Annotated in this window: 19 protein-coding genes; 14 read left to right on the forward strand and 5 right to left on the reverse strand. The window is 63.9% G+C overall.

The window, feature by feature from the left end:
- Positions 1 to 14 precede the first annotated feature (14 nt).
- Positions 15 to 377, reverse strand: a complete 363-nt coding sequence (gene queD, locus MG068_RS02435) for a 6-carboxytetrahydropterin synthase QueD (RefSeq protein WP_014645831.1) — start codon at positions 375 to 377, stop codon at positions 15 to 17.
- Between the two features lie 192 nt (positions 378 to 569).
- Here queD and MG068_RS02440 point away from each other — a divergent pair, with 192 nt between their 5' ends.
- The 3 genes from MG068_RS02440 to MG068_RS02450 all read left to right on the forward strand — a co-directional run bounded on the left by MG068_RS02440 (position 570) and on the right by MG068_RS02450 (position 6,172).
- Entirely contained in the window at positions 570 to 3,209 is a 2,640-nt protein-coding gene (locus MG068_RS02440) for a TonB-dependent receptor plug domain-containing protein (RefSeq protein WP_132809091.1), read from the forward strand.
- Positions 3,210 to 3,283: 74 nt separating this feature from the next.
- Complete coding sequence (locus MG068_RS02445; RefSeq protein ID WP_132809092.1) at positions 3,284 to 5,878, forward strand: M14 family zinc carboxypeptidase; 2,595 nt, start codon at positions 3,284 to 3,286, stop codon at positions 5,876 to 5,878.
- A 96-nt stretch (positions 5,879 to 5,974) separates the two neighbouring features.
- Entirely contained in the window at positions 5,975 to 6,172 is a 198-nt protein-coding gene (locus MG068_RS02450) for a hypothetical protein (protein ID WP_132809094.1), read from the forward strand.
- A gap of 232 nt (positions 6,173 to 6,404) precedes the next feature.
- On the opposite strand, the gene MG068_RS02455 is transcribed toward MG068_RS02450, so the two are convergent.
- The gene (locus MG068_RS02455; protein WP_049461652.1) at positions 6,405 to 7,820 is read right to left on the reverse strand and encodes a DEAD/DEAH box helicase; all 1,416 of its coding nucleotides are present in this window, start codon (positions 7,818 to 7,820) and stop codon (positions 6,405 to 6,407) included.
- A 950-nt stretch (positions 7,821 to 8,770) separates the two neighbouring features.
- Here MG068_RS02455 and MG068_RS02460 point away from each other — a divergent pair.
- Together MG068_RS02460 and maiA are read left to right on the forward strand one after the other, a co-directional pair.
- Positions 8,771 to 9,760: a fumarylacetoacetate hydrolase family protein gene (locus MG068_RS02460; protein ID WP_132809096.1), complete on the forward strand. Its 990-nt coding sequence runs from the start codon at positions 8,771 to 8,773 to the stop codon at positions 9,758 to 9,760.
- A 14-nt stretch (positions 9,761 to 9,774) separates the two neighbouring features.
- On the forward strand, positions 9,775 to 10,443 hold the full coding sequence (gene maiA / locus MG068_RS02465; RefSeq protein ID WP_132809098.1) for a maleylacetoacetate isomerase: 669 nt from the start codon (positions 9,775 to 9,777) through the stop codon (positions 10,441 to 10,443).
- A 45-nt stretch (positions 10,444 to 10,488) separates the two neighbouring features.
- On the opposite strand, the gene MG068_RS02470 is transcribed toward maiA, so the two are convergent.
- The 3 genes from MG068_RS02470 to MG068_RS02480 all read right to left on the reverse strand — a co-directional run bounded on the left by MG068_RS02470 (position 10,489) and on the right by MG068_RS02480 (position 14,465).
- Positions 10,489 to 11,949, reverse strand: a complete 1,461-nt coding sequence (locus MG068_RS02470) for a UdgX family uracil-DNA binding protein (RefSeq protein WP_132811097.1) — start codon at positions 11,947 to 11,949, stop codon at positions 10,489 to 10,491.
- Positions 11,930 to 13,207, reverse strand: coding sequence for a putative DNA modification/repair radical SAM protein (locus tag MG068_RS02475; protein ID WP_132809100.1), 1,278 nt, complete (start codon positions 13,205 to 13,207; stop codon positions 11,930 to 11,932). The genes MG068_RS02470 and MG068_RS02475 overlap by 20 nt, the downstream gene beginning before the upstream one ends.
- Positions 13,208 to 13,337: 130 nt before the next feature.
- A complete protein-coding gene (locus MG068_RS02480) occupies positions 13,338 to 14,465 on the reverse strand; it encodes a PilT/PilU family type 4a pilus ATPase (RefSeq protein ID WP_032127971.1) in 1,128 nt (375 codons plus the stop codon).
- Between the two features lie 121 nt (positions 14,466 to 14,586).
- Here MG068_RS02480 and MG068_RS02485 point away from each other — a divergent pair, with 121 nt between their 5' ends.
- The 9 genes from MG068_RS02485 to MG068_RS02525 all read left to right on the forward strand — a co-directional run bounded on the left by MG068_RS02485 (position 14,587) and on the right by MG068_RS02525 (position 25,646).
- Positions 14,587 to 14,952, forward strand: coding sequence for a DUF4398 domain-containing protein (locus MG068_RS02485; RefSeq protein ID WP_049398394.1), 366 nt, complete (start codon positions 14,587 to 14,589; stop codon positions 14,950 to 14,952).
- A complete protein-coding gene (locus MG068_RS02490; protein ID WP_132809102.1) occupies positions 14,949 to 15,833 on the forward strand; it encodes an OmpA family protein in 885 nt (294 codons plus the stop codon). Before MG068_RS02485 ends, MG068_RS02490 begins: the two co-directional genes overlap by 4 nt.
- Positions 15,834 to 16,157: 324 nt before the next feature.
- Positions 16,158 to 16,394 carry an HP1242/YdcH family protein gene (locus tag MG068_RS02495; protein WP_004154075.1) on the forward strand — a complete coding sequence of 79 codons (237 nt, stop codon included), beginning with the start codon at positions 16,158 to 16,160 and terminating at the stop codon, positions 16,392 to 16,394.
- A gap of 300 nt (positions 16,395 to 16,694) precedes the next feature.
- Entirely contained in the window at positions 16,695 to 18,065 is a 1,371-nt protein-coding gene (locus tag MG068_RS02500; protein WP_032127973.1) for a pyridoxal-phosphate dependent enzyme, read from the forward strand.
- Positions 18,066 to 18,188: 123 nt separating this feature from the next.
- Positions 18,189 to 19,364: a cystathionine gamma-synthase gene (locus MG068_RS02505; RefSeq protein WP_132809103.1), complete on the forward strand. Its 1,176-nt coding sequence runs from the start codon at positions 18,189 to 18,191 to the stop codon at positions 19,362 to 19,364.
- A 76-nt stretch (positions 19,365 to 19,440) separates the two neighbouring features.
- The gene (locus tag MG068_RS02510) at positions 19,441 to 20,271 is read left to right on the forward strand and encodes an ABC transporter permease (RefSeq protein ID WP_240792110.1); all 831 of its coding nucleotides are present in this window, start codon (positions 19,441 to 19,443) and stop codon (positions 20,269 to 20,271) included.
- Complete coding sequence (locus MG068_RS02515; RefSeq protein ID WP_132809105.1) at positions 20,261 to 21,580, forward strand: ABC transporter ATP-binding protein; 1,320 nt, start codon at positions 20,261 to 20,263, stop codon at positions 21,578 to 21,580. The genes MG068_RS02510 and MG068_RS02515 overlap by 11 nt, the downstream gene beginning before the upstream one ends.
- A 5-nt stretch (positions 21,581 to 21,585) precedes the next feature.
- Entirely contained in the window at positions 21,586 to 23,700 is a 2,115-nt protein-coding gene (locus tag MG068_RS02520; RefSeq protein WP_240792137.1) for a glycosyltransferase, read from the forward strand.
- Positions 23,701 to 23,708: 8 nt separating this feature from the next.
- On the forward strand, positions 23,709 to 25,646 hold the full coding sequence (locus MG068_RS02525; RefSeq protein WP_132809109.1) for a hypothetical protein: 1,938 nt from the start codon (positions 23,709 to 23,711) through the stop codon (positions 25,644 to 25,646).
- Positions 25,647 to 25,661 lie beyond the last annotated feature (15 nt).

Raw genomic sequence — 25,661 nt, forward strand, 5'->3', positions numbered from 1 at the left:
GATCAATGGGTTGATCAGGCTGTTGGGCCGCGGTAACGGCAACCCGAGGTGCAGGTTTCGTGCACGGTGATCTCGCTCAGCGCCGGCAGGCCCGGCTTCAGCTCGTTCCAGATCCACACCGCCAGGTTCTCGCTGGTCGGGTTCTCCAGGCCGGGGATGTCATTGAGGTAGTGATGGTCCAGGCGGTCGTAGATCGGCTGGAAGGCCGCCTTCACGTCGCCGAAATCCATGATCCAGCCGGTCTGCGCACCCGGCTCGCCCTCGACCTTCAGTTCCACCCGGAACGAGTGGCCGTGCAGGCGCGCGCACTTGTGCCCCGGCGGCACGTTGGGGAGGCGGTGCGCCGCCTCGAGCATGAAGACTTTGAAGATTTCCATGGCGCGATTGTACGCCGCAGGTGGCCGGCCAGCCTGAGCGGAGGTTGGGCTTTCGTGAAGAAAGTCTTTCCATCCGGATGAAGAGATGATAATTTCTCTTATATCCGTATGAAGAGATGTTATTGGCCGGACCCCGGCCAGGCATGGACTACTGCGGAACTTCGTCGCCCTTACCACCTCCCCCACATCGTCATGCCCAAGCACACCCTGCTCGTGGCGGCCCTGGCCGTCGCTCTGGCCGCGCCTTTGTCCGCCGCCGCCGAAACCTCCGCCGACGCCAGTGGCGAAGCCAGCACCCTGGCCGCCGTGCGCGTCACCGGTTCCAACATCAAGCGCACCGATACCGAGGCCTCCAACCCGGTGCAGGTGATCGGCCGCCAGCAGCTGGAACAGACCGGCAAGGCCACCGTGGCCGATGTGCTGCGCTCGATCTCGGCCAACACCGGCAACGCCAGCAACGAAACCACCAACAACGGCTGGGCCTCCGGCTCGGCCGGCATCGGCCTGCGTGGCCTGTCGCAGAAGAACACGCTGGTGCTGCTCAATGGCCGTCGCCTGGCCAACTACGGCTTCCCGGCCGGTGGCCTGTCCGACACCTTTGTCGATCTCAACGCGTTGCCGCTGGTCGCGGTCGAACGCATCGAAGTGCTCAAGGATGGCGCCTCGGCGGTCTACGGCTCCGACGCCGTGGCCGGTGTGGTCAACATCATCACCCGGCAGAACTTCGAAGGCGCCGAGATCGGCGGCAGCTTCGGCGGCGCCGACCAGGGCGGCCTGCACGAGCAGAACCTGAAGTTCGTCGGCGGCCTCGGTGATCTCGATACCGATGGCTACAACATCCTCTTCAGCCTGCAGGGCTACAACCGCGAACGCCTGGATCAGGACGAACGCAACCTGACAAAGAGCGGCATCTACACCGACAAGCCCGGCGGCCGCTGGAACGGCTGGTCGGCCAAGGGCGCGCGCTACCTGGTCAACGGCGTCTCGGTGCCGATGCTCGATGCCAACGGTAACTGCCCGACCGGCACCACCCGCGTGGCCAGCGCACCGATCGACGGCCTGGCCGGCGACACCTGCGGCTTCAACCAGGCACCGTTCACCACGCTGATCCCCTCGACCAAGCGCTACCAGGCCTACGCCAACGGTACCTTCCGCCTGAACGACAACGTCGAAGCGTTCGGCGAAGTGCTGTACAGCCAGATCAAGAGTGCTGCGTGGTTCGGCAGCAGCCCGTTCTTCACCCTGGAGAGCGGCCGCTTCGCACTGAACGCGAACAGCGGCCTGGCCGAGCCGGTGTCGTCGCTGCTGCCGGCCAACAATCCGTACAACCCGTACGGCCGCGCGATCCCGATCGAGTACACCTTCTTCGACCTGGGCGGCACGATCAAGACCAACCGTTCCACCGCCTACCGCGGCGTGTTCGGCCTGCGTGGCACCACCGCGTCGTGGGACTGGGAAGTGGCCGCGTTCGGTGCACGCAGCAGCGAGCGCGAGAGCGTGTCCGGTGGCTTCGCCAACCGCTGGGCGCTGGCCGATGCGCTGGCCACCGGCAGTTACAACCTGCTGAACCCGGCCGCCACGCCGCAGTCGGTGCGTGACTCGATCAACATCGCCACACTGCGTCCGGCCGAGTCCAAGCTGCAGGGCATCGACGCGAAGATCTCCGGCAGCCTGGGTCATACCTGGGCAGGTGAGATCGGCTTCGCTGCCGGTGCCGAGTGGCGCCGTGAGAAGCTCGATTCCAACAACCCGTGGCAGATCGATGCCGGCCTGCAGGTGCGCCCGGCGATCGCCGAAGTGCACGGCAAACGCCAGGTCAGTGCGGCCTACGCCGAAGTGAACGTGCCGCTGGCATCGACGCTGGAGCTGTCCGCTGCCGCGCGCGCCGATCACTACGATGATTTCGGCGATGCGTTCTCGCCGAAGATCGGCCTGCGCTGGCAGCCGCTCGACTTCCTGCTGGTGCGTGCCTCGGCCTCGAAGGGCTTCCGCGCTCCGTCGCTGTCGGAGAACTCCAACAGCACCAGCATCGCCTACGGCAGCGTGGTCGATCCGCGTGACCCGGACGTGCCGGGCTCGCGCCAGAACCCGACCTTCTTCACCGTCGGCAACAACGAACTGAAGCCCGAGCGCACCAAGAGCGTGAACTTCGGCGTGGTGCTGTCGCCGTGGGCCAATACCAACCTGAGCGTGGACTACTACCGCATCCAGCTGGACAACCTGGTCGGTACCAACAACACCCAGACCCTGGTCAACGACAACGTGGCCGGCGCCGTGCAGCGCGATGAGCGCGGCAAGCTGCAGGCGGTCTACAACCGCTACCAGAACCTGAGCGAGCTGAAGACCTCGGGCATCGACGTCGAGCTGCGCCAGCGCATCCCGACCGCTGCGCTGGGTGACTTCACCGTGTCCTCGGCCTACACCCACGTGCGCGACTACCGTCGCCCGACCGTGGTCGGCGGCCCACTGGTGGACTACGCCGGCAGCAACCTGGGCGCAACCCTGCCCAAGGACAAGGCCACCACCACGCTGGACTGGAAGTACGGCGACTTCAACGCAGCCGTGACCTGGTACTACACCAGCAGCTACCGCCAGGAAGCCAGTACCGCCGCCAAGGCCGTGCAGCAGCGTGTCGGCAGCTACAGCCAGTACGACCTGTACCTGGCCTACACCGGCATCGACAAGCTGACCGTGTACGCCAAGGTGCAGAACCTGGCCGACAAGACGCCGCCGTACGACGCCTCGTTCCCGGGCATCCGCGCGCCGTACGACTTCAGCCAGTACGACCTGCGTGGCCGCTACTTCACGCTGGGCTTCGATTACCGCTTCTGATCCATCCGCCGCGGCCGGTCACCTGAAGGGACCGGCCGCGCGACTGTCTGCCGTTGTGTTCCAGGGGAGTCATCGTGTCCTTGCATCGCCGTGCCGTTCTTCCGTTGCTGCTTGCCGCCGCCACCGCACTGTCCTCGCCGCAGCCGGCGCAGGCACAGAGCGCGTACTTCTTCCCGCAGGTGACCGACGCAGCGGCGTTCGATGCAGCGGTGCCCACGCCGGAGCAGTTCCTCGGCTACCCGATCGGCAGCCGTTACACCCGGCACGACCAGCTGGTGGCGTACTTCCAGGAACTTGCGAAACGCTCGGACAAGATCAGCGTGCGCGAGATCGGCCGCAGCTATGAAGGTCGCCCGCTGCTGATCGCCACCGTCACTGCTGCAGGCAACCACGCGCGGCTGGAACAGATCCGCCAGCAGCACGCGACCCTGGCCGATCCGGGGCAGCCGCGCAGCGCCGCCGGTGACAGCCCGGTGGTGGTGTGGCTGGGCTACAGCGTGCATGGCAACGAGACCTCCAGTGCCGAAGCGGCGATGCTGACGGCGTACTACCTGGTGGCCAACCGCAGCGCCGAAACCCAGCAGTGGCTGCAGCAGGCGGTGGTGCTGTTCGACCCGGCACAGAATCCGGATGGCCGTGATCGTGCCGCCAACTGGCACAACGCCTGGGCCTCTGATCCGGCCTCGGCCGACCCGGCCGACAAGGAACACGTTGAGCCGTTCCCGCAGGGCCGCACCAACCACTACTTCACCGATCTCAACCGCGACTGGCTGGCCCTGACCCAGCAGGACTCGCGGCCGAAGGTGGAGGTGTTCCACCAGTGGTACCCGAACGTGCAGATTGATTTCCACGAGATGGGCAAGGACAGCACCTATTACTTCGAACCGTCGCCGAAGAGCATGCACAGCCCGCTGATTCCGGCGGCGTCGTACGAATTCAACAAGACTCTGGCCAAGTACCACGCGCAGGCGCTGGATGCGCTGGGCTCGCTGTACTACACCGGCGAGAACTTCGACAACTTCTCGCCGGTGTACGGCTCGACCTATCCTGATTTCCACGGTGCCGTCGGCGTTACCGTCGAGCAGGCCAGCTCGCGGGGCCGCGTGCAGGAGTCGATGAATGGTCTGCTGACGTTCCCGTTCACCATCCGCAACCAGGTGGCTACCGGGCTGGGCACGGTGCGCGGCGCGTTAGCCGAGCGCAGCGGCCTGTTCGACCTGCAGAAGCAGTTCTTCCAGAGCGCGTTGAAGCAGGCCGCACAGCAGCCGGTGAAGAGCTTCGTATTCGGCGATGCGCATGACCCCGCATTGACCCGTCGTTTGCTGGAGCTGTTGCTGCTGCATCGCATCGAGGTGCGCGCGCTGGATCGTGACGTCAGTGTCGATGGTCAGCGCTTCGATGCCGGCAGCGCCTACGTGGTGCCGGTGCAGCAGGCGCAGTTCCGCCTGGTGCATTCGATCTTTGCCGAGACGCCGCCGATCAAGGGCGATGTGTTCTACGGCAGCACCAGCTACGCGATTGCACCGGCCTACGGCGTGGCCTTCGCCGGTAGCCGCAGCCGCATCGACGGCGGCGCACGCGTGGCGGCGCTGCCGGCGGAGCAGGGCACCGTGCTGGGCGGCCAGGCAGGATTCGCCTACGCGATCGACTGGCGCGACTACAATGCCGGGCGCGCGCTGGCCGCGCTGCAGGGCAAGGGCGTGAATGCACGCGCGGCATTCCAGCCGTTCACCACCGCGACCGCGCAGGGCGAGGTCAGCTTCGCCGCCGGCAGCCTGGTCATTCCGGTCACTGGGCAGTCGCTGCAGGGTGCGGCGCTGCTTGAGGCAGTGACATCCGCCGCACGCGAGGCAGGTGTGCAGGTGCACGCGCTGTCCAGTGGCCGCAGCCGCGAAGGCATCGACCTCGGCAGTGACGGCGTCAAAGCGCTGCGCAAGCCTGCGGTGGCACTCGTGATGGGCGAGGGCGTGGCCGCCACCGAAATCGGATCGGCGTGGTTCCTGTTGGACCAACAGCTGCGGTTGCCGGCCAGCAAGCTGGATCCGCAACAGCTGGGCAAAGTGCCGCTGGACCGCTACACCACCATCGTGTTGTCCGGCGGCACCTATACCGGCGTCGATGCCACGGCGGTGGCTGCACTGAAGCGCTGGGTGCAGGCCGGTGGTTCGTTGGTGACCTACGGCAGTGCCTCGAAATGGGCGATCGAACAGAAGCTGGCCGACGGCGAGAAGCTTGGCAAGGAAGAAGAAACCGCTGACGAGAGCCGCCGTGCGTTTGGTGACCAGCGTGACATCGCTGCGATCGAGCGGGTCAGCGGCAATATCCTCAGTGCCGACGTGGATACCAGTCATCCGCTGGCGTTCGGTGTGCCACGCCGGCAGCTGGCGATCAACAAGGAGAACACGGTAACGCTGCAGCCGAGCACGAACCCGTTCTCGACGGTGGTGCGCATCGACACGCCGCCGCGGGTGAATGGTTATCTGTCCGAGCGCAACCGCGCGCGGGTGGCAGGCAGCGCGTGGCTGCTGGTGTCGGCGCAAGGGCAGGGCAACGTGGTGCTGTTTGCCGATGATCCGGCGCATCGCAAGTACTGGCACGGGACGGATCGACTGCTGGTCAACGCGATCTTCTTCGGAAGTCTGGTGAATCCGAGTAAAGTGCGGGGTTGAGGCTTTACGCGCTTTGATTGATGCGTGTGGGGGAGGCCGGGCGGGCCGCGCAGGACACGCTGTAAATACGTCCATGTAAGCTCGATCGGCGCATCCATGCGCCTCACGGTCCTGCGCAGCCCGCCCGGCCTCCCCTCGACAGTTTCCTGCGGGCGCGGACGCATCAAACCCAAGGCGGGAGCAAGGGCAAAAGCAAAAGCAAAAGCAAAAGCATCAGCACTTGCTCTTGAACTTGATCTTGATCCTTCTTCGCCCGGCTACCCGGCGGGAGAAGAAGGCGCAGGCAATGCTTGAAGCGGATGGGCGTGGGGCCAGCGCAAAACCGTGAGGCGCATGGATGCGCCGACCGAGCCCCCATGGATGGGTTTACGGCGTGTTTTGCGCTGGCCCCACGCCCATCCGCCCTCAGCGCAACGCACCGCCGGCTTCTACTCACGGTAGCCAGCAACAAAAAAGGACGGCGCGTCAGCGCCGTCCCTCGATAGCCTTCCCGCGCAGCGGGAAGCACAACAGCTGTCAGCTGGGATCAGCCGGCGCGACCGCCGCCGTTGCCACCCTGGCCGCGGCCACGGCCGCCACCATTGCCGCCACCGCCACGACGCTGGCCCTGACCGGCGCCTGCACGCTGCTGGCCATTGCCACCGCCCTCGCGACGGCCACCACCGGCCTTCTTCGGGCCCGCATGCGCATGGCGCGGCGCATCGCCGTGCGGACGGCGTGCGTGGCTCTTGCGCGGTGCGCGCTCGCCGGTATCGTGCTCGGCCTTGCCCGGCGCACTGTTGCCCCAGCGGATCGGCGTCTGCAGCTCGAAGCCCGGCACATCGCGGATGTCCATGTCGCGGCCCAGCAGGCGCACGATCGCGCGCAGCAGCTTCACTTCATCCTGCGCCACCAGCGAGATCGCCTGGCCGGTCGCGCCGTTGCGGCCGGTGCGGCCGATGCGGTGCACGTAATCTTCGGCCACCATCGGCAGGTCGAAGTTGATCACCTTCGGCAGCTCGTTGATGTCGATGCCGCGCGCGGCGATGTCGGTGGCCACCAGCACGGTCACGCGGCCGGCCTTGAAGTCGCCCAGCGCACGCAGGCGCTGGCCCTGGCTCTTGTTGCCGTGGATCGCCGCGGTCTTGATGCCCGACTTTTCCAGGAACGTGGCCAGCTTGTCGCTGCCGTGCTTGGTGCGGGCGAACACCAGGGTCTGCTCGCGGCTGTCCTGCGCCAGCAGGTGCAGCAGCAGGTCGCGCTTGCGGCCGGCATCGACCGGGTGCACGCGATGGGTGATGGTTTCGGCCACGGTGTTCTTCGGCGTCACCTGGATCTGTTCCGGGTTGCGCATGAACTCCAGCGCCAGCTGGCGGATGTTGTCCTCGAAGGTGGCCGAGAACAGCAGGGTCTGGCGGTTCTGCTTCGGCAGCTTGGCCAGGATGCGCTTGATCGACGGCAGGAAGCCCATGTCGAGCATGCGGTCGGCTTCGTCCAGCACCAGCAGTTCAATGCCGGACAGGTCGATGCTGCGACGCTCCAGGTGGTCGATCAGGCGGCCCGGGCAGGCCACCAGTAGGTCCACGCCACGGCGCAGGATGTCCAGCTGGTTGCCCATGCCGACGCCACCGTAGATGCAGGCGCTGGGGATGCGCAGGTACTTGCTGTAGCCGCGCAGGCTGTCATGCACCTGAGTGGCCAGCTCGCGGGTCGGGGCCAGGATCAGCGCGCGCGGCTTGCGCGGGCCGCTGCGCACTTCCTGCGAGGCGGTGCCCAGGTGCTGCAGCAGCGGCAGGCCAAAGGCAGCGGTCTTGCCGGTACCGGTCTGTGCACCGGCCAGCAGGTCGCGACCGGCCAGCGCCAGCGGGATCGCCTGCTGCTGGATCGGGGTCGGGTTTTCGTAGCCCTGCTCGGCGAGCGCACGCAGCAGGAAGGGCGCCAGGCCCAGCGATTCAAAAGACATTGAGATTGCTCCAAGTACAAGAAACGCCTGTCCGAACGGACAGACGGGGGCAGATCAAACTGATCGGCTGACTCGGAGCGTTCCCGTGAACCGCGCTGCGAGAATTGGGTGCAGCCGGCACGGAGCGCAGGCTGGAATGCGTGACGAACGGCGTCGGAGTGGGGGCGGGCGAAGAGGGCGGACCCTAGTCGCCGGCGGTCCCGGAGGGAAACGGACGGCCGCTGCAGACCCTGCAAGTCTAAACGATGTTTGAGACTTCACGCAAAAAGGCCTGTTCAGGTAGGGGGGCTCTCTGCAGGGCTGCGCCCTGCACCCGCAGAGGCCGAAGCAACGTCAGCGTCAACGTCAAAAGCCGGTTTCCTGAGGGATGCGGGGTGGGTCCGGTTGCGGGGGGCGCTGCAAGTACCCCTCCGGGGCCCGGCCCAGCCGCTGGCGGCTGTGCGTTCGGGCGCTTGCGAAGCGGTGCTTCGCAAGCAAAGCGCCCTCACCCATGTAAGCTCGGTCGCCGCATCCATGCGGCTCACGCCCCCGCAACCGGACCCACCCCGCCTTCGAGAGTTTTCCGCGATCTGTCGAATCTCATTCGATCAATTTCGATATCTGACGGATTTCGACGATGAATGATGTGGATGTTCGATCCGTCATCGGGAAATTGTCAGGGGTGGGACGGTGTGGGTGGGCAGGACCGTTGGCGCCATGGATGGCGCCATCGAGCCACCAGGGACGGGTTTACGGCGTGTCCTGCCCACCCACACCGTCCCGCCCAGCTCACAGACAACCCAGAGCCGGCTGTTGCTGTTGACGTTGCCCTGGCTTGAAGCAGGTGCAGGGTGCAACCCTGCCGAACCCCCCACTACGGTAGGGTGGGCCGATGCCGCGCTGCAGCTTGGCGTCGACGCAGATTTGATTACACTTGAAACTTGTTTGCCCACGACTCCGGACACCCACCAATGAAGCTTGGTTCTTTGAAGGAAGGCGGCCGCGACGGCACCCTGATCGTCGTCTCGCGTGACCTGCGCCACGGCGTGCGCGCCACCGGCATTGCCGCCACCCTGCAGCAGGCCCTGGAGGACTGGAGCCACATCGCGCCGCGCCTGAACGCCCTGTACGAATCGCTCAACGCGGGCGACGCCGATGGCGTGTTCGACCTGGACCCGCAGGCGCTGGCCGCGCCGATGCCGCGTGCCTATGAGTTCGTCGATGGCAGCGCCTACCTGCCGCATGTCGAGCGCGTGCGCCGCGCCCGTGGCGCCGAGGTGCCGGAGAGCTTCTACACCGACCCGCTGATGTACCAGGCGACCAGCGCCGGTTTCTACGGTCCGCGCGACGCGGTCAAGGTGGTCAGCGAGGACTATGGCATCGACCTGGAAGCAGAGATCGTGGTGATCACCGACGACGTGCCGATGGCCGCCACCCCGGAACAGGCCGCAGGCCATATCCAGCTGGTCGGCCTGGTCAACGATGTCTCGCTGCGCAACCTGATTCCGGGCGAGCTGGCCAAGGGCTTCGGCTTCCTGCAGTCCAAGCCGCGCTCGGCGCTGTCGCCGGTGTTCGTCACCCCCGACGAGCTGGGCGCCGCGTGGCAGGACAGCAAGGTGCACCTGCCGCTGCTGACCCACATCAACGGGCACTGGTTCGGTGCGCCGGAAGCGGGCGTGGACATGCAGTTCAACTTCGCCCAGCTGGTTGCGCATGCGGCCAAGACCCGTCCGCTCAGCGCCGGCACCATCGTTGGCTCTGGCACCATCGCCAACGAAGACACCAGCAAGGGTGCTTCGTGCTTCGCCGAACAGCGCGTGGTCGAAACCCTGCGCGACGGCAAGCCGAGCACGCCGTTCATGTCCTTCGGCGACGTGGTCCGCATCGAGATGCTCGATGCCGCCGGCAACAGCATCTTCGGTGCGATCGAGCAGCGCATCGAACAGGCGACCAGGCCCTGAGCAGAGAGGCGGCGATGGAGATCCCGGTCGACGACGGCATCGTGCTGTACACCTACTGGCGATCCAGCGCCGCCTACCGCGTGCGCATCGGCCTGGAGCTGAAGGGCCTGGCCTGGGAAGCCCGGCCGGTGCACCTGGTGCGCGACGGTGGCGAGCAGCATCTGGATGCCTATCGCGCGCTCAATCCGCAGCAGCTGGTGCCGACCCTGCTGCACGAGGGGCATGCGCTGACCCAGTCGCTGGCGATCGTGGAGTATCTGGATGAGCGCTTCCCGCAGGTGCCGCTGCTGCCAGCTGATGCTGCCGGCCGTGCGCGGGTGCGTGCGCTGGCCCAGCTGGTGGCCTGCGACATCCACCCGATCAACAACCTGCGGGTGATGCAGTACCTGGAGCGCACCCTGCAGGTGCCGGCCGATGCCCGTACGCAGTGGACCCTGCACTGGATCGCCGAAGGCTTTGCGGCGATGGAAGCGATGCTGGCCAACAGCCGCGACACCGGCATCTTCTGCCACGGCGATCGCCCCGGGTTGGCCGATCTCTGCCTGCTGCCGCAGCTCTACAACGCGCATCGCTTCGGCCTGGACCTGACGCCGTACCCGACCCTGCGCCGTATCGAAGCTGCCTGCCAGGCACTGGACGCCTTCGACCGCGCACGCCCGGAAAACCAGCCCGACGCCGCCTGAAAGGAGAGGGGACGGAGGGGATTAAGTCGTTTGTGCAGTTACGACTTAATCCCCTCCGTCCCCTTTTTGTTGCAATCGGGCCAGATCATCGCGGAACAGTCGATAGGCATCCTCGCGGCGCGCATCGTCGGTCTGCCGCAATACCCATGCCGGGTGTACCGTGGCATAACCGCGGGTGCCGTCCTCGAGGGTGTGCCAGCGTCCGCGGTCGCGTGAAAGGTCGAACCCACGACCAAACACCGAGGCTGCCGCTGTCGCGCCGAGGCACACGATCACCTGGGGCCGCACGCGCGCGATCTCACCCATCAGCCAGGGGCGGCAGGCCTGGATGTGCCGGCTTTCCGGTCGCTTGTGCAGTCGCACCTTGCCACGCCGTTCATGATGGAAGTGCTTCACGGCGTTGGTGAGGTACAGCGCCGCGCGATCGATTCCCAACTCGGTCAGCGCACGGTCCAGTAGCTGACCGGCAGGACCCATGAACGGCTGTCCGCGCAGATCCTCGGTGTCGCCAGGTTGTTCCCCGATCAGCATCATGCGGGCGTCTGCAGGCCCCTGCCCGAACACGGTCTGCGTGGCCTGCTCCCAGAGCGGGCACTGGCGGCAAGCGCTGGCCTGTCCGCGCAGATTCTCCAGGCTGCTGGCATCGGTCGCCGATGTCGCAGTGTTCGCCCGCAGGGGAATCCGGCGCTGCGGTGCCTGCGCGGGACGGTCATGCATTTCCTGCACGCGGTCGGCCGCATCGCGCACCAGGCGTGGCAGCAGCTGGGCCTCCGGCAGGTGGCGCCAGTACTTTGCCGGCATCTCCTGCATCATCATCCGTGTATTGAGTCGCGCCGGATTGAAGATGTTGGCGTAGTAAGTCTGCCACAGTGATTCGCGCGCATCCTCGGCCGGGGCATCCTCGCGCCGTGCGCCGGGGCCGAAGGCGAGCGCCTGCCCATCCCATGCGACGCTGCGCGGAGGCGTGAGGATCGCCCAGCGCATGCCGGTGAAGCGGCGCGCGAAGAAGGGCGCGACCCGGTCGACAATGTGGTGCTGTGGCTCAAACCAGGCGATGAACGCATCAGGCTGGCCAGGCACCTCGCGGAAGCGCACGAATGCCTTCATCTTGTGCGTGTCACGGCGGACGGCCTGGGCGAGCGCCGTTGCGCGCAGGACATCGGCGTCGGCGGGGTTGCTCAGCACCGAACGCTCGCCATGGACGATGCGCCACAGCAGGCGATACAGCAAGGCCAGTCGCTGGGGGTCGCGATGGCACAGGCAGGTGGCCGCCAGTTCCAGGAAATCGCGGGGCACGTTGGGTGCACTGGCATCAGCCAGCATCGGCGCCCGCTGCACGGCCGGCGCATCCAGCAACGACGTTTCGCTCCCTTCCAGCCAGTCCAGCTGAGGCGGGGCCACGCCTCGCAGCAACGCTTCGCGCGCAGCGTCGCGCCAGGCCTGCAGCGACCACTGCGGGTCCACCCGCAGCGACCAGCGCTGCGCGTCAGGCGGCGGGCGGTGCATCAAACAGCGATCCCTGACGAGGCGGTGGGGCCAACTGCGCGCGCAGCGCCGCCGGATCGTCCAGCGATTTGCGTGGATGGTGGTCAGCCAGCTGCACAAACGGAAGCAGTTTGCTCATCGGTGCCTTCAGGCGTGCTACATCGGCAACCCGCAGGCGACCGTGGCGGCGTGCCATCAGCACCCGTTTCACGTTGCGCACGCCCAGCCCGGGTACGCGAAGCAGCATTTCCTTCGGCGCGCGGTTGAGATCCACGGGAAAGCGCTCGGGGTGACGGATCGCCCAAGCCATTTTCGGGTCGATGTCCAGGTCGAGCATGCCGTCCTGGGTGGTATCGGTAATCTCATCCACGCCGTAACCGTAGAAGCGCAGCAACCAGTCGGCCTGGTAGAGGCGATGTTCGCGCTGCAGCGGAGGCGGTTGCAGTGGCAGCTGCCGGCTGGCGTCCGGAATCGGGCTGAACGCGGAGTAGTACACCCGGCGCATGCGGTAGTTGCCGTACAGCGCATCGGCGCTGGCCAGGATCTGTTGGTCGTTGGCCCCGTCCGCGCCGACGATCATCTGCGTGCTCTGCCCGGCGGGTGCGAAACGGGGAGGGCGTGGACTGCGGTTGGCCCTCGGTGCCATCGCTGCGGGGGCTTTGCGCGCCTCCTTGGCTTCCTCGATGCGCCAGCGTAGTTCGCCCATCGCGCCGCGGATCGAATGCACCGTCTTCTCCGGCGCCAAGGCGCTCAGGCCGGCTTCGGTCGGCAGTTCCACGTTGATGGACAGGCGGTCGGCATAGCGCCCGGCGCTGGCCAGCAGCTCCGGCGAGGCCTCGGGAATGGTCTTGAGGTGGATGTAGCCGGCGTAGCGGTGTTCTTCGCGCAGCTGCCGGGCCACTTCCACCATCTGTTCCATGGTGTAGTCCGCATTGCGGATGATGCCGCTGGACAGGAACAGGCCCTCGATGTAGTTGCGCTTGTAGAAGTCCAGGGTGAGTGTGACCACCTCGTCCACGCTGAAACGTGCGCGGGGCACGTTGCTGGAGACGCGGTTCACGCAATAGGCGCAGTCGTAGATGCAGAAGTTGGTCAGCAGGATCTTCAGCAACGAAACGCAGCGGCCATCGGGCGTGTAGCTGTGACAGATGCCCATGCCCTCGGTGCTGCCGATACCGCCACTGACGCGCGAATCGCGCTTGCCCGAGCCGCTGGAGGCGCAGGAGGCATCGTACTTGGCGGCATCGGCCAGAATGGCCAGCTTGCGGATGGTTTCCATTGAGGAAACCTACGGATGAGGGGTCTCATTGGATGAGACCGCCCCTGAATTCTTCAGGAAAAGGGGACGGAGGGGATTAAGTCGTAAATGCACTTACGACTTAATCCCCTCCGTCCCCTTTTTCGTGCGGTCAGAAGCCGTGGGTGATGCTTGGCTGCCCGGCCGAGAAATCCGCATACGGGTCGTGCTCGCCGCTGCTGCCTTCGGACAGGCGGAACTTCAGGGCCAGGCCATCGCGCGAGTCGGCCGCGCGCAGCGCTTCCTCCTGCTCGATGATGCCAGCCTTGGCCAGACGGAACAGGCACTGGTCGAAACTCTCCATGCCTTCCTCCAGCGAGCCTTCCATCGCCGCCTTGATCTCGTGCACCTGGCCGCGACGCAGCAGGTCACGGATCATCGGCGTGTTGATCAGCACCTCGGTGGCCGGCAGGCGACGGCCCTCCTTGTTCTTCACCAGGCGCTGGCTGATCACCGCACGCAGGTTCAGCGCCAGGTTCATCAGCACGTTCTTGTGCGCGCTTTCCGGGAAGAAGTTGAGGATGCGCTCGATGGTCTGGTCGGCGTTGTTGGAGTGCAGGGTGGCCAGGCACAGGTGGCCGGTTTCGGCGAAGGCGATCGCCGCCTCCATCGTTTCCGCATCCAGGATCTCGCCGATCAGGATCACGTCCGGCGCTTCACGCATCGCGTTCTTCAGCGCGTTGTGGAAGGCATGGGTGTCCAGCCCGACCTCGCGCTGGTTGACGATCGACATCTTGTGCTTGTGCAGGTACTCGATCGGGTCCTCGATGGTGAGGATGTGACCGGTGGTGGTGCTGTTGCGGTGGTCGATCATCGACGCCAGCGAGGTGGACTTGCCGGAACCGGTGGACCCCACCACCAGCACCAGCCCGCGCGGGGTCATGATGACGTCCTTCAGCACCTGCGGCAGGTTCAGCTCCTCGATGCTCGGGATGCGGCTGCGGATGGCGCGGATGACCATGCCCACTTCGCCGCGCTGCTTGAACACGTTGACGCGGAAGCGCCCGGCATCGGGCAGGGCGATGGCCATGTTGAGCTCCAGCTCGCGCTCGAACTGCGGCACCTGGCCTTCGTCCATCAGTGAGTAGGCGATCTTCTTGACCATGCCCGGCGGCAGGCCGGTGTTGCCCAGCGGATAAAGCTTCCCCTCGATCTTGATGTAGACCGGTGCCCCGGTGGTCAGGAACATGTCCGAAGCGTTCTTTTCGGTCATCAGCTTCAGGAAGTAGCCGATATCCATTGCGAATTTTCCCCAACGAAACGGCCGACGCCCGTTGCCAGCACGGTGTCGGCTTGACGACAATGGCCGTGAACCGACAACCGGTACGGCCTCCCCAATGAAACGACTTAGCTTCGCACGAATGCGCCATGGCCTGTATGTGATGGCGTTTGCATTCGCACTGTCTGCCCCCGCCTGGGCGCAGGACGGCGCACTGGAACTGGCCCAGGCCCGGCAGGCGGTCGACAAGGCCACCCAGGCCGACGCCGACCAGTACGCCCCGGACCTGATCGGGCTGGCCCGGCAGGGGCTGGAACAAGCCCAGCGTGCTGCCGGCGACCGCCGCGAGCGCAAGAACGCCCCGGCGATCGCCCTGCGCGCCGCTGCCGATGCCGACCTGGCCCGCGCCCGCAGCGAGGAAGCCACCGTCACCGCGCAGCTGCAGCTGCGCCGCAACGAGGTCAACCAGCTGCAGCGCCAGCTGTCCACCGGGGAGGACCGCCGGTGAAGCCGATGACTGCCACAACCCTGGCTGCGCTGCTGGCGCTGCCGACCCTGGCCCTGGCCGCCGACAACCCGATGGTGGCGCAGCTGAGCCAGCGTCTGATGGCCATCCAGGCCAATCCCGACACGGCTGAGCTGGGCGCCTTCGAGCGCATGCAGGCCCAGCAGGCCATCGCCACCCTGGACAAGGCCAAGCGCCGCGACCAGGAGCTGGCCACCTACCTGGCCGAGCGCCGGGTGGAGATTGCCGAGACTGCCGTGCGTGCCGCACTGGCCGCGCGTGAGGTCGATCGCCTCGAGCGCACCCGCAGTGATCTGCTGATCGAGGCCAGCCGCCGCGATGCCGCCCGTGCCCGCCAGGAGGCCGAGCAGCTGCGCATGCAGGCGCAGATGCAGGCCGAGGAGGCTGAGCGCCTGCGCCAGGCCGCCGAGGCCGAGACCCTGGCCCGCCAGGATGCCGAGAATGCTCTGACCAGCGTGGCCGGCAAGCAGCAGCAGCGCCTCAGCGCCGCCCAGCAGAACGCCGCCAAGCTGGCCCGCGAGGAAGCCGAGCTGGTATCCGGGCAGAAGCTGCCGGGCTCGAAGTTCGATGGCCGTGGTGAGGTCTTCACCTTCAATGGTGACGCATTCGCCGCTGGCGCCGCCAGCCTGTCCGGTGGGGCCCGCAACCAGGCCAAGGCGCTGGCCGAGTACCTGAACATCGGCAAGAAGGGCCGCCTGCGCATCGAGGCCTATGACAGCGCCAACGGGGTCGGTCAGAAGCGTGCCGAGGCCCTGCGCGATGCCCTGGTGGCGGCGGGTGTCGCGAGCAACCGGATCCAGCTCAGCGGCAAGAAGGCGGCGTCCACCCGGGCACGCTCGGCCGAGGTCATCATCGCCCCGTAATTGCTTGATATTGTTTGTTTTTCGTTGCGATGAGCATTCAGCCTGAACCCCGCCCCGGCGGGGTTCGGTCTTTTTGCCGCAGGGGTCTTGTACCCCGCCTTGAGCAGGCGTAGGGTCAATCGTCCGGGACGCAATGCCGCGGACCGGACGATGGGAGGGCCGGGCCGATGCAAACAGGGCGCGAACCGCAGCAGATCGACGTGCGCAGGCCAGTGCCGCAGGTCGTTGCAGGCGTCCAGGTGGCCATCGACCGGCGCTCCTCCATGAACAACGCCCCGTGCCTTGCGGCCGGGGCGTTCGTGTATCTGTCGAAGGAGGTCCATCATGTTTGAAGATCAGCCCCAGAGCGAGATCGACGCCCGTCGCGCGCGTGATCCGGAGTTCAGGGCACTCCATGACCAGCACCGCAAGTTGAACAAGAAGTGCATGGACGCGGAGTTGGGTGTACTCCCGATCGATGATGTCACCCTGGGTCGCATGAAGCGCGAGAAGCTGCTGGCCAAGCAACGACTTCTGCGAATGTACGAAACACCGCTCCCAATGACGTCCCCCACGCTTTGACGCACCCCGTCACGCCCGGAACGGCGTGACCCGGCCATCGATGGCCCCGCCGGGCGCTCCTGCCCCGGCATCGCGGCACCGCCGATGAGGCGGCCGCGCCAAGGCACCACAGGCCGTGGTGCCTTGGCCTGCAGGCACAGCTCACCGATGCGGGCGGTACCGGTCTCCTCGTCGATCCGGGGCCGTCCGCATCTCTTTTTTACGGTGGACAGGCTGCGGCCCTGCCGACCTGACTTTCATCGCCATCCGTCGGATAATCATCGGTCCGGCCCTGTGCGGCGCGAACCGAAAGTCCTCCGAATGCCCATCCATTCTTCCGTCCTCGAACTCATCGGCCAGACCCCGATCGTCAAGGCCCAGCGCCTGGACACCGGCGTCTGCGAGCTCTACCTGAAGCTGGAGAGCGCCAACCCGGGCGGATCGATCAAGGATCGCATCGGCCTGTCGATGATCGAGGCGGCGGAAAAGCGCGGCGACCTGAAGCCCGGTGCCACCCTGGTCGAGGGCACGGCTGGCAACACCGGCCTGGGCCTGGCGCTGGTGGCCCAGCAGAAGGGCTATAAGCTCATTCTGGTCGTTCCCGACAAGATGAGCCGGGAAAAGATCTTCAATCTGAAGGCGATGGGCGCCGAAGTGCGCCTGACGCGCTCGGACGTGGCCAAGGGCCATCCGGAGTACTACCAGGACCTGGCCAAGACCATCGCCGAGCAGACCCCGGGCGCCTACTTCATCAACCAGTTCGGCAACCCGGACAATCCGGCCGCGCATGAATTCGGTACCGGCCCGGAAATCCTCGAGCAGATGGGCGGCGACCTCGATGCCATCGTGTTCGGCTGCGGCAGCTCCGGCACCATGACCGGCCTGTCGCGCGCCTTCGCCAAGCTGTCGCCGAAGACCGAGCTGGTGCTGGCCGACCCGGTCGGCTCGATCCTGGCCGAGTACATCAACGACGGCAATCTGAACGACAAGTCGGGCAGCTGGCTGGTGGAAGGCATCGGCGAGGACTTCCTGCCGTCGATCTCCGATTTCAGCCGCGTCAAGAAGGCTTATGCCATCAGCGACGCCGAGAGCTTCCACACCGCACGCGAACTGCTGGGCAAGGAAGGCATCCTGGGTGGCTCGTCCACCGGCACCCTGCTGGCCGCCGGCCTGAAGTACTGCAAGGAGCAGACCACGCCGAAGAAGGTGCTGGTGCTGGTGCCGGATACCGGCAACAAGTACCTGTCGAAGATGTACAACGACTACTGGATGCTGGACAACGGTTTCCTGCAGCGCCCGCAGCACGGCGACCTGCGCGACCTGATCCTGCGCCCTTACGGCCAGCGCGACACCGTGGTGATCGGTCCGAACGACCTGCTGACCACTGCCTACCAGCGCATGAAGCTGTACGACGTGTCGCAGCTGCCGGTGATGGACGGCGAGCAGCTGGTCGGCATCGTCGACGAAAGCGACGTGCTGCTGCACGTGTATGGCGATGAGGCACGCTTCCGCGACACCGTCGCCACCGCGATGGTCAGCAAGCTGGACCGGCTGGACGTGAAGTCGCCGATCGAGGCGCTGCTGCCGGTGTTCGACCGCGGCCAGGTGGCGATCGTGATGGACGGCGACACTTTCCTGGGCCTGATCACCCGTATCGATCTGCTGAACTATCTGCGCCGTCGCGTGCAGTAAGCCGCTGATCGCCGACGTTCACCGCTGAATCCTGGTTTATCCGCGTCAAAGGTCGTTAAGGCCGCGCTGGTAGACTTCCGCACCTTCGATGGCGCCGTGCGTCGGCGCCCCTCAGGAAAGAACATGTCCAACGCAACTTCCCAGGATCGCGCCCTGGCCCTGGCTACCCTGGCCATCCACGGTGGCCAGTCGCCCGACCCCAGCACCGGCGCGGTGATGCCGCCGATCTACGCCACCTCGACCTACGCCCAGTCCAGCCCGGGCGAGCATCAGGGCTTCGAGTACTCGCGCACCCACAACCCGACCCGCTTCGCCTATGAGCGTTGCGTGGCGTCGCTGGAAGGCGGCACCCGCGGCTTTGCCTTCGCTTCGGGCATGGCGGCCAGCTCGACCGTGATCGAGCTGCTGGACGCCGGCAGCCATGTGGTGGCAATGGACGATATCTACGGCGGCAGCTTCCGTCTCTTCGAGCGCGTGCGTCGCCGCACCGCCGGGCTGGACTTCAGCTTCGTCGACCTGACCGATCTGGCGGCGTTTGAAGCCTCCATCACGCCGAAGACGAAGATGGTGTGGATCGAGACCCCGACCAACCCGATGCTGAAGATCGTCGACATCGCTGCGGTCGCTGCCATCGCCAAGCGCCATGGCCTGATCGTCGTCGTCGACAACACCTTCGCCTCGCCGATGCTGCAGCGCCCGCTGGAGCTGGGCGCTGACCTGGTCCTGCATTCGGCCACCAAGTATCTCAATGGCCACTCGGACATGGTCGGCGGCATGGTCGTGGTCGGCGACAACGCCGAACTGGCCGAGCAGATGGCCTTCCTGCAGAACTCGGTGGGTGGTGTGCAGGGCCCGTTCGACAGCTTCCTGGCCCTGCGTGGCCTGAAGACCCTGCCGCTGCGCATGAAGGCGCACTGCGCCAATGCGCTGGCCCTGGCACAGTGGCTGGAGAAGCACCCGGCCGTGGAAAAAGTGATCTACCCGGGCCTGCCGTCTCACCCGCAGCATGAGCTGGCCGGCAAGCAGATGGCCGGCTACGGCGGCATCGTCTCGATCGTGCTCAAGGGCGGGTTCGAGGCGGCCAAGCGCTTCTGCGAGAAGACCGAACTGTTCACTCTGGCCGAGTCGCTGGGCGGCGTGGAAAGCCTGGTCAACCACCCGGCGGTGATGACGCATGCCTCGATCCCGGTTGCGCGGCGGGAGCAGCTGGGTATCAGCGATGCGCTGGTAAGGCTGAGCGTGGGTGTTGAAGAGTTGGGGGATCTGCAGGTGGATCTGGAACGGGCGCTGGGCGGCTGACCGAGGTCGTGCCCCAGCGCTCTATCGACTGTCCACCCAAAGGGGCAGGCAAGCCATGAATCCAGGAAGTCCAAGCATGTTCAATTCAAATCAAGCGATGAGCATGGCGCCGACGACGGCGCTGCGCTCCATCTTCCACTACCGAACGCTGATCCTGGAGATGGTGAAGCGGGAAGTGATCGGGCGCTATCGTGGATCGGTCATGGGGCTCTTGTGGTCGTTCTTTACCCCTGTGCTCATGCTGGTTGTGTACACCTTTGTCTTCAGTGTCGTGTTTCGTGCGCGTTGGGCTGGAGGATCTGGCTCCAAAACTGAGTTCGCGGTGGTTCTGTTCGTGGGCATGATGATCTTCGGACTGTTCTCTGAATGCATCAATCGGGCGCCGTCGCTCATCCTGTCCAATGCGAACTACGTGAAAAAGGTGATCTTCCCCCTGGAGATTCTTCCAGTGGTGTCGTTGGGTGCGGCGCTGTTCCACTTTGCCATCAGCATGGTGGTCTGGGTGCTGTTCTACCTGATCCTGTTTGGTATCCCCTCGGTCCAAGCGCTTTGGTTGCCGATCGTGATGGTGCCCTTGTTGATCCTGTGTGTTGGCGTGTCATGGTTCCTTGCGTCGCTGGGGGTCTACCTGCGTGACGTTGGCCAGGTGATCGTGGTCGTCACGACCGCGCTCATGTTCATGTCGCCCGTGTTCTTCCCGGCAGTTGCGATGCCTGAGGAATTTCGGCCCTATCTGTACATCAGTCCGATCACTTACTTCATTGAACAGTCCCGCGAGCTCCTCATCTGGCACGGCAGTATGCATTGGGGCATGTGGCTGAAGATGCTGGGTGTTTCCATTGCGGTCGCGGTACTGGGCTTTGCATGGTTCCAGAAGACCAGAAAGGGTTTTGCCGATGTCATCTGAAAACGCCATTGAGGTCGAGAGCCTCAGCAAGTGCTACCAGATTTACGACAAGCCCCGCGACCGGTTGATGCAGATGCTGCTGGGCAATGACGAGCGGCGTTTCTACCGGGAGTTCTGGGCTCTTCGTGATGTGTCGTTCAAGATTCCCAAGGGGCAGGTGTACGGCATCCTTGGCAAGAACGGCGCGGGCAAATCGACGCTGCTGCAGATCATCTGCGGTACCTTGGCGGCGACGTCCGGCGAGGCCAGGGTCGCTGGTCGCGTCTCGGCTCTGCTGGAGCTCGGCTCGGGGTTCAATCCCGAGTTCACGGGTATCGAAAACATCTACATGAACGCCCAGCTGCTGGGCCTGACCCGCAAGGAAGTTGACGGCAAGCTGGACAAGATCATCAGCTTTGCCGACATCGGCGATCATGTCAGCCAGCCGGTCAAGACCTATTCGAGCGGCATGTTCGCGCGACTGGCATTTTCTGTAGCCATCCATGTCGATCCAGACATCCTCATTGTTGATGAGACGCTCAGCGTTGGTGACGCCTGGTTCCAGCACAAGAGCATGGCGCGAATGCGCAAGCTCATGGAAAGCGGTTGCACCGTGCTCTTCGTCAGTCACTCCATCGACGCAGTGCGGGCACTCTGTGATTACGCCATCTGGATCGATGGTGGCACCCTCAAGATGCAGGGAAATGTCACCGAGGTGACCAATGCCTACATGAATGACGTGTTCGTCGAGCACAACCGACTCATCTTGGAAGCGAGCCAGGGGGGGATCCATGACGAGCCTGGCAGCGTAGCAATGGCCACCCCTACTACGTCTGGGCCGGCCGACCAGGCAGGGGATGACATGATCGACGCCGAGCAGGTCACAGACCGCACTGTGCTCAACGTTCAGGCAGTCCAGATCCTGAATACGGACGGACAACCAACAGACCAGATTGAACAGCGCGACGAGCTTACATTGGCCATCGATGTCAAGTTCTACAAGGCATTGAAGAACGTCAGCATCGGATTCCTCATCAAGGACCAGTTCGGCCAGGAATTGACGGGCGAGAGTATCTTTAACAGCTTCCGTAAGGGAGTAGAGGTATGTGCGGGGCAGCTGTTGCAGGTCAGATTCAGAGGGGCGAATTTGCTGAGAGGAGGGCAATCCTACTCCATTGCCATTCGCATCAATCAGGTCAGCCATTGGGACCGCAGCGATAACGTCGTCATATATGCCGACGAACTGGCCGCGGTCTTTGATGTGCGGACAGACAAAGATGAACCCATGTGGTTCAAGTTCAGAATGCCATTCAAGGTGGAATGCAAGTGAATCGTATGGAAGTCAGCGTAGTTTTGAACTTGCACCGTGAAGCTCTTCTTCTGACACCAACGTTGCTCTCGCTTGACGCGTGCGCTCGCGAGGCCCGGGCTGCAGGTATCTCCGTGGAGCTCATTGCGGTATTTGACCGCACGGATGATGCTACCCGGGACGCGTTTAATGCGCAGCCTATGGGAGGGTTTGATCGCATCGAGACGTTGGAAGTGGATGTAGGCTCACTTGGTCTAGCTCGAAATGCGGGAATCGAGCGTGCGACCGGCGAATACATCTGGACCTCCGATTCTGATGACATCGTGTCATCCAACTCGATCGTTGCCCTGCTGCAGACCGCCCGGAGACACCCCAACCCCAAGGTGGTCGTCTTCATCGAATACCTCTGCGCATTCGGTGACCGCTACCACAATGTTCGCTACTTTGATTCAAGGTACCTCACTGCGGGGGATTTTGCGTTTCAGCATCCCTACATTTCTCGAATCTTTGTGCCAAGGGCCGCCTTTGACAGACTTCGTTACGGCGACTTGCGCGTCGCATCGGGATTCGCCTACGAAGATTGGGATTTCAACTGCAATCTGCGTGCAGATGGCTACGATATGGTTGTCGCGCCGGAGACAGTCATCTTCTACCGCCAGCGCAATGGCAGTCTGCTGAGGCAGGCTGACGCCGCTTCCTCGCGCCTGATTCCTCACGGTCCATTGTTTGATCGCAGGACTTTCTTGGGCGACATGCAGCGTTCGCGCGCGGGGGACTGGGCCAGGCTCTGCCGAGAGCGCCAGGAAATACTCTTGGCGGACAACACGCAGTTGTTCACCTCATCGCCGAAGATGATGGGATACCTGAATGACGCCATCGAGCTGGAGCCGGAAATCGAGCCGTACAGGGTCGAGACAGCGGGCAGCTACAGCCCCATGCCTTGGAGCCCGGCGCATTGGGGAATGCAGCTGGAGAGCCTTTATCGAATGATTGGAGATGGGCCCTTCACTGACATCGTGCTGTTGCCATGGCTGCGGCCAGGAGGGGGGGAGAAGTACATTCTGCAGATTTTGGACGAGATTTCAGCGCAGGAGCCCGATTCGCGTTTCCTGGTTGTAGCGGGCGAATCCGTACCTCGGCATGAGTGGGTGGCACGCCTCCCTTCCGGAAGCGTGTTCATCGACATTTGCAATGCCTTCCCCTCGCTTGATGCGGGCGATCGCGATGCATTGCTCATCCGCGCATTGTTGGCGGTTTCCTCCGTTCGCGCCCGTCTACATGTGAAATCGTCGGGTTTTGCCCACCGCCTTCTGGATTCCTTCGCCCCGGTCATGAGCGCCAGCTTCCGCATTGTGTACTACCGGTTCTGCGACGGAACGTATAGTTGGGGCGGGAAGATGCGGCGCGGGCCTTGGGGAATCGAGGTGATGAGAAAGCACCTTCGAGGATTCTGGAAAGTCGTGACAGACTGTCAGGCAACCCTGTCCGAAGATCAGCGTTTCCTTGGGCCGCTTCCCAGTTACGAGGTGGTCTATGCGGAATGCGACACGCCGCGAGCGGTTGAGTCGCAGCGTATCCCCACCAAGCGCCTCCTTTGGGCTTCACGGGTAGACCCGCAAAAGCGGCCGGAGCGGTTGGCTCAAATTGCGAGTGCCCTGAGCGATGCAGGTATCGAGGTGGAAATTGATGCGTATGGTTCGGCAGATCCGGGCGTGGACGCAAAGATGATTTTCAACGGTGGCAAGAATGTCCGCTATCGAGGGGGGTTCTCAGCCGTGTCGGATTTGCCTCTCGAAAAGTACGATGCATTCATCTATACAAGTGACTTTGATGGTCTCCCGAACATCCTGCTCGAAATGCTGGGCGCTGGATTGCCTGCGATCGCACCGGATGTTGGTGGGATTCGTGAGGCTGTCATCAATGGCGTCACTGGCAAATTGGTGAGCGGAGCTGATGAGGAATCGCTTGTCCTCGCATACGTGGATGCTGTGAAGGATACATATGGCGATTGGAGTGCCACGCTTCAGGCTGGGCTTCGGGCGCGTGAACTGGTTCTGACCCAGCATGGACCAGCTCTATTCTCCCAAAGAGTAGCCGGGGTCCTTGAACTCGCTCGTTTGAACTCCCGCAAGGCTTCTTGATGTCAACAATGTTCTTTTACGCTGACGCAGAGAGTATTGATGTTCTGCGTTCTGGTCGCTCCAAGGCGCTGATGCTTGGCAGCGACTTTGGCTACGGCAATTTCGGCGATGTGCTCCAGCACGTTGGAGCTCTGTCTCGCCTGCGGGACACCTCGGCTTTGGAGCTGGTTTCGATCTTCGCGTTGGAGGCGATCTCCAGGTTTGTCGCGGTCGACGCACTCAGGAAGATCTACAGAGTCAATGCGTTGATGTTTGTCGCCTCTCAACCTCTCCGGGCTGACGATTTGACCAGGTTGGGCCTTCAGCAGGTGCTTGTCGTCAACAATGTTGCAATGCTTCATCTTTACGGTGGGGGCTTCCTCAATGAAATGTGGGGGGACTTCTCCCTAGATATTGCCGAAAGCCTGCTTCAGAAGCTTCCCAGTGCCATCTACGTTATTTCCGGGCAGCAGGTGGCCGCTGGCTATTCAGGTCGGGTCGTCGAGCACATCGCCAATTACAAGCCCGCTTTGGTCGGTGTGCGTGATCGCGACTCGCTGCGCAACGTTCAGGAGCATGGCGCTGCTGCCGAGTTCTCCTTCGACGATGCGGTTGAGCAACTTCTGTCGCTGTCCAGACTGTTCCAGATACGTCGAGGTGCTGGTGCATTCCTACATCTGAACTCCTCCGGATACACCGGCAATGACACTGCGCTGCTGGAAATGACCCAGCACCTTTCGCTTGTGACGCAGCGAGTGGGCTCGTCGAAGCAGGCGGTTCTCTTCCAAGCATTCCAGGACGGCCGTGAAGAAGTGGTTGATTCGCTTGAGACCGTCAAGCGGCTTGAGCGGGCTTTCCCTTTCGCCAGTGTGCAGACGGCATTGCTGGTCGAGGCAATTCTGGCTCCTTCCGGGAAATGGTCGCCGCGTGTACTCCAGGGTGAATTCGGCTACTCCTGCTCTTACCACGTCACCATGTGGCTGCAGCTCAATGGCATTCCCTGCTGGTTGCGTGGCAGCAACAGCTACTATGACCAGAAGCGCCGTTCATTGGGAGTGGAGGGTGACTTCGAATCGTTCTTGGAAACTCTGCCATGCGTCGACCATGGAGAGAATCTCGACGCGCGTGCTCAATGGCATGCCAAACTAGATGCCGTGGTTGATGCTGCGGGTCGCGCTCAGAATAGCGTCACGTGGGATCCGGCTTCCGGTGAGGGGAGAGTATTCCATTTCAAAGGCGAACCCCGCCTTGAAGCGCGGCTTGGCGATAGTTGGAAGACGGTCAGTCAGCTGCTGGAGGAGAGAGAAGCATTATCTGAGAGTCGGACGTCGCTGGCTACTGAGAAGCAGGCCATGTTTGAACGGCTCGAAGAGGTGGAAACCAGATTCGACCAAGTAAGCCTAACGCTTCGGGAAGTGGAGCGGGAGCGCGATGAGCTGTCCCTGCAATTGCAGAGCACCAATGAACGCTGCGAGTCCTTGGATCTGCAATTGCATGAGGCCAAGGTTGCCGCAGCAGAAGCCACTGATCAGCTTAAACTACTGTTTGACGACGCTCTGTCGGCGGGAGCGCGTGTCGGCTCCCTAGGTGCCGTCCGGGATTACGCGCAGGAGCAGCGGTTCGAAATCGAGGATCGGTTGTTGGCCTGCAATGAGCGGCTGACCGAGGTGGGCTTCGACGCCGGGCGATACCGAAAGCAGGCTGAATCCGAGCATGATGCACGCGTCTATCATATGGAGCGGGCCCAAGCGGCCACCAACTTGCTAAAGGAAATGATGGCAAGCCGCTCGTGGCGTTGGACGTCGCCGCTTCGGGTCGCCAATCGATTCGCCAGAACGCGACGATTTGATGCGGCGGGCGACGTGGGTCTGTTCGAAATCCTACGTCTTGCAGGGATGCGAATGCCGGTTCCCCAAAGCATGAAATCTCGCTTAGGGAGTTGGCTGAGGGGCTTGCGCAGGCGTTGATGGTGGCTTAGCCGC

The sequence above is a fragment of the Stenotrophomonas sp. ASS1 genome (assembly GCF_004346925.1).
Taxonomy (GTDB): Bacteria; Pseudomonadota; Gammaproteobacteria; order Xanthomonadales; family Xanthomonadaceae; genus Stenotrophomonas; species Stenotrophomonas maltophilia_A.

What these genes read in the sequence shown, in the direction of transcription:
- queD (WP_014645831.1), bottom strand. Translation starts at nt 377, where the DNA reads ATGGAAATCTTCAAAGTCTTCATGCTCGAGGCGGCGCACCGCCTCCCC.
- MG068_RS02440 (WP_132809091.1), top strand. Translation starts at nt 570, where the DNA reads ATGCCCAAGCACACCCTGCTCGTGGCGGCCCTGGCCGTCGCTCTGGCC.
- MG068_RS02450 (WP_132809094.1), top strand. Translation starts at nt 5,975, where the DNA reads ATGCGCCTCACGGTCCTGCGCAGCCCGCCCGGCCTCCCCTCGACAGTT.
- MG068_RS02455 (WP_049461652.1), bottom strand. Translation starts at nt 7,820, where the DNA reads ATGTCTTTTGAATCGCTGGGCCTGGCGCCCTTCCTGCTGCGTGCGCTC.
- MG068_RS02460 (WP_132809096.1), top strand. Translation starts at nt 8,771, where the DNA reads ATGAAGCTTGGTTCTTTGAAGGAAGGCGGCCGCGACGGCACCCTGATC.
- maiA (WP_132809098.1), top strand. Translation starts at nt 9,775, where the DNA reads ATGGAGATCCCGGTCGACGACGGCATCGTGCTGTACACCTACTGGCGA.
- MG068_RS02470 (WP_132811097.1), bottom strand. Translation starts at nt 11,949, where the DNA reads ATGCACCGCCCGCCGCCTGACGCGCAGCGCTGGTCGCTGCGGGTGGAC.
- MG068_RS02475 (WP_132809100.1), bottom strand. Translation starts at nt 13,207, where the DNA reads ATGGAAACCATCCGCAAGCTGGCCATTCTGGCCGATGCCGCCAAGTAC.
- MG068_RS02480 (WP_032127971.1), bottom strand. Translation starts at nt 14,465, where the DNA reads ATGGATATCGGCTACTTCCTGAAGCTGATGACCGAAAAGAACGCTTCG.
- MG068_RS02485 (WP_049398394.1), top strand. Translation starts at nt 14,587, where the DNA reads ATGCGCCATGGCCTGTATGTGATGGCGTTTGCATTCGCACTGTCTGCC.
- MG068_RS02495 (WP_004154075.1), top strand. Translation starts at nt 16,158, where the DNA reads ATGTTTGAAGATCAGCCCCAGAGCGAGATCGACGCCCGTCGCGCGCGT.
- MG068_RS02500 (WP_032127973.1), top strand. Translation starts at nt 16,695, where the DNA reads ATGCCCATCCATTCTTCCGTCCTCGAACTCATCGGCCAGACCCCGATC.
- MG068_RS02505 (WP_132809103.1), top strand. Translation starts at nt 18,189, where the DNA reads ATGTCCAACGCAACTTCCCAGGATCGCGCCCTGGCCCTGGCTACCCTG.
- MG068_RS02510 (WP_240792110.1), top strand. Translation starts at nt 19,441, where the DNA reads ATGTTCAATTCAAATCAAGCGATGAGCATGGCGCCGACGACGGCGCTG.
- MG068_RS02515 (WP_132809105.1), top strand. Translation starts at nt 20,261, where the DNA reads ATGTCATCTGAAAACGCCATTGAGGTCGAGAGCCTCAGCAAGTGCTAC.
- MG068_RS02520 (WP_240792137.1), top strand. Translation starts at nt 21,586, where the DNA reads ATGGAAGTCAGCGTAGTTTTGAACTTGCACCGTGAAGCTCTTCTTCTG.
- MG068_RS02525 (WP_132809109.1), top strand. Translation starts at nt 23,709, where the DNA reads ATGTTCTTTTACGCTGACGCAGAGAGTATTGATGTTCTGCGTTCTGGT.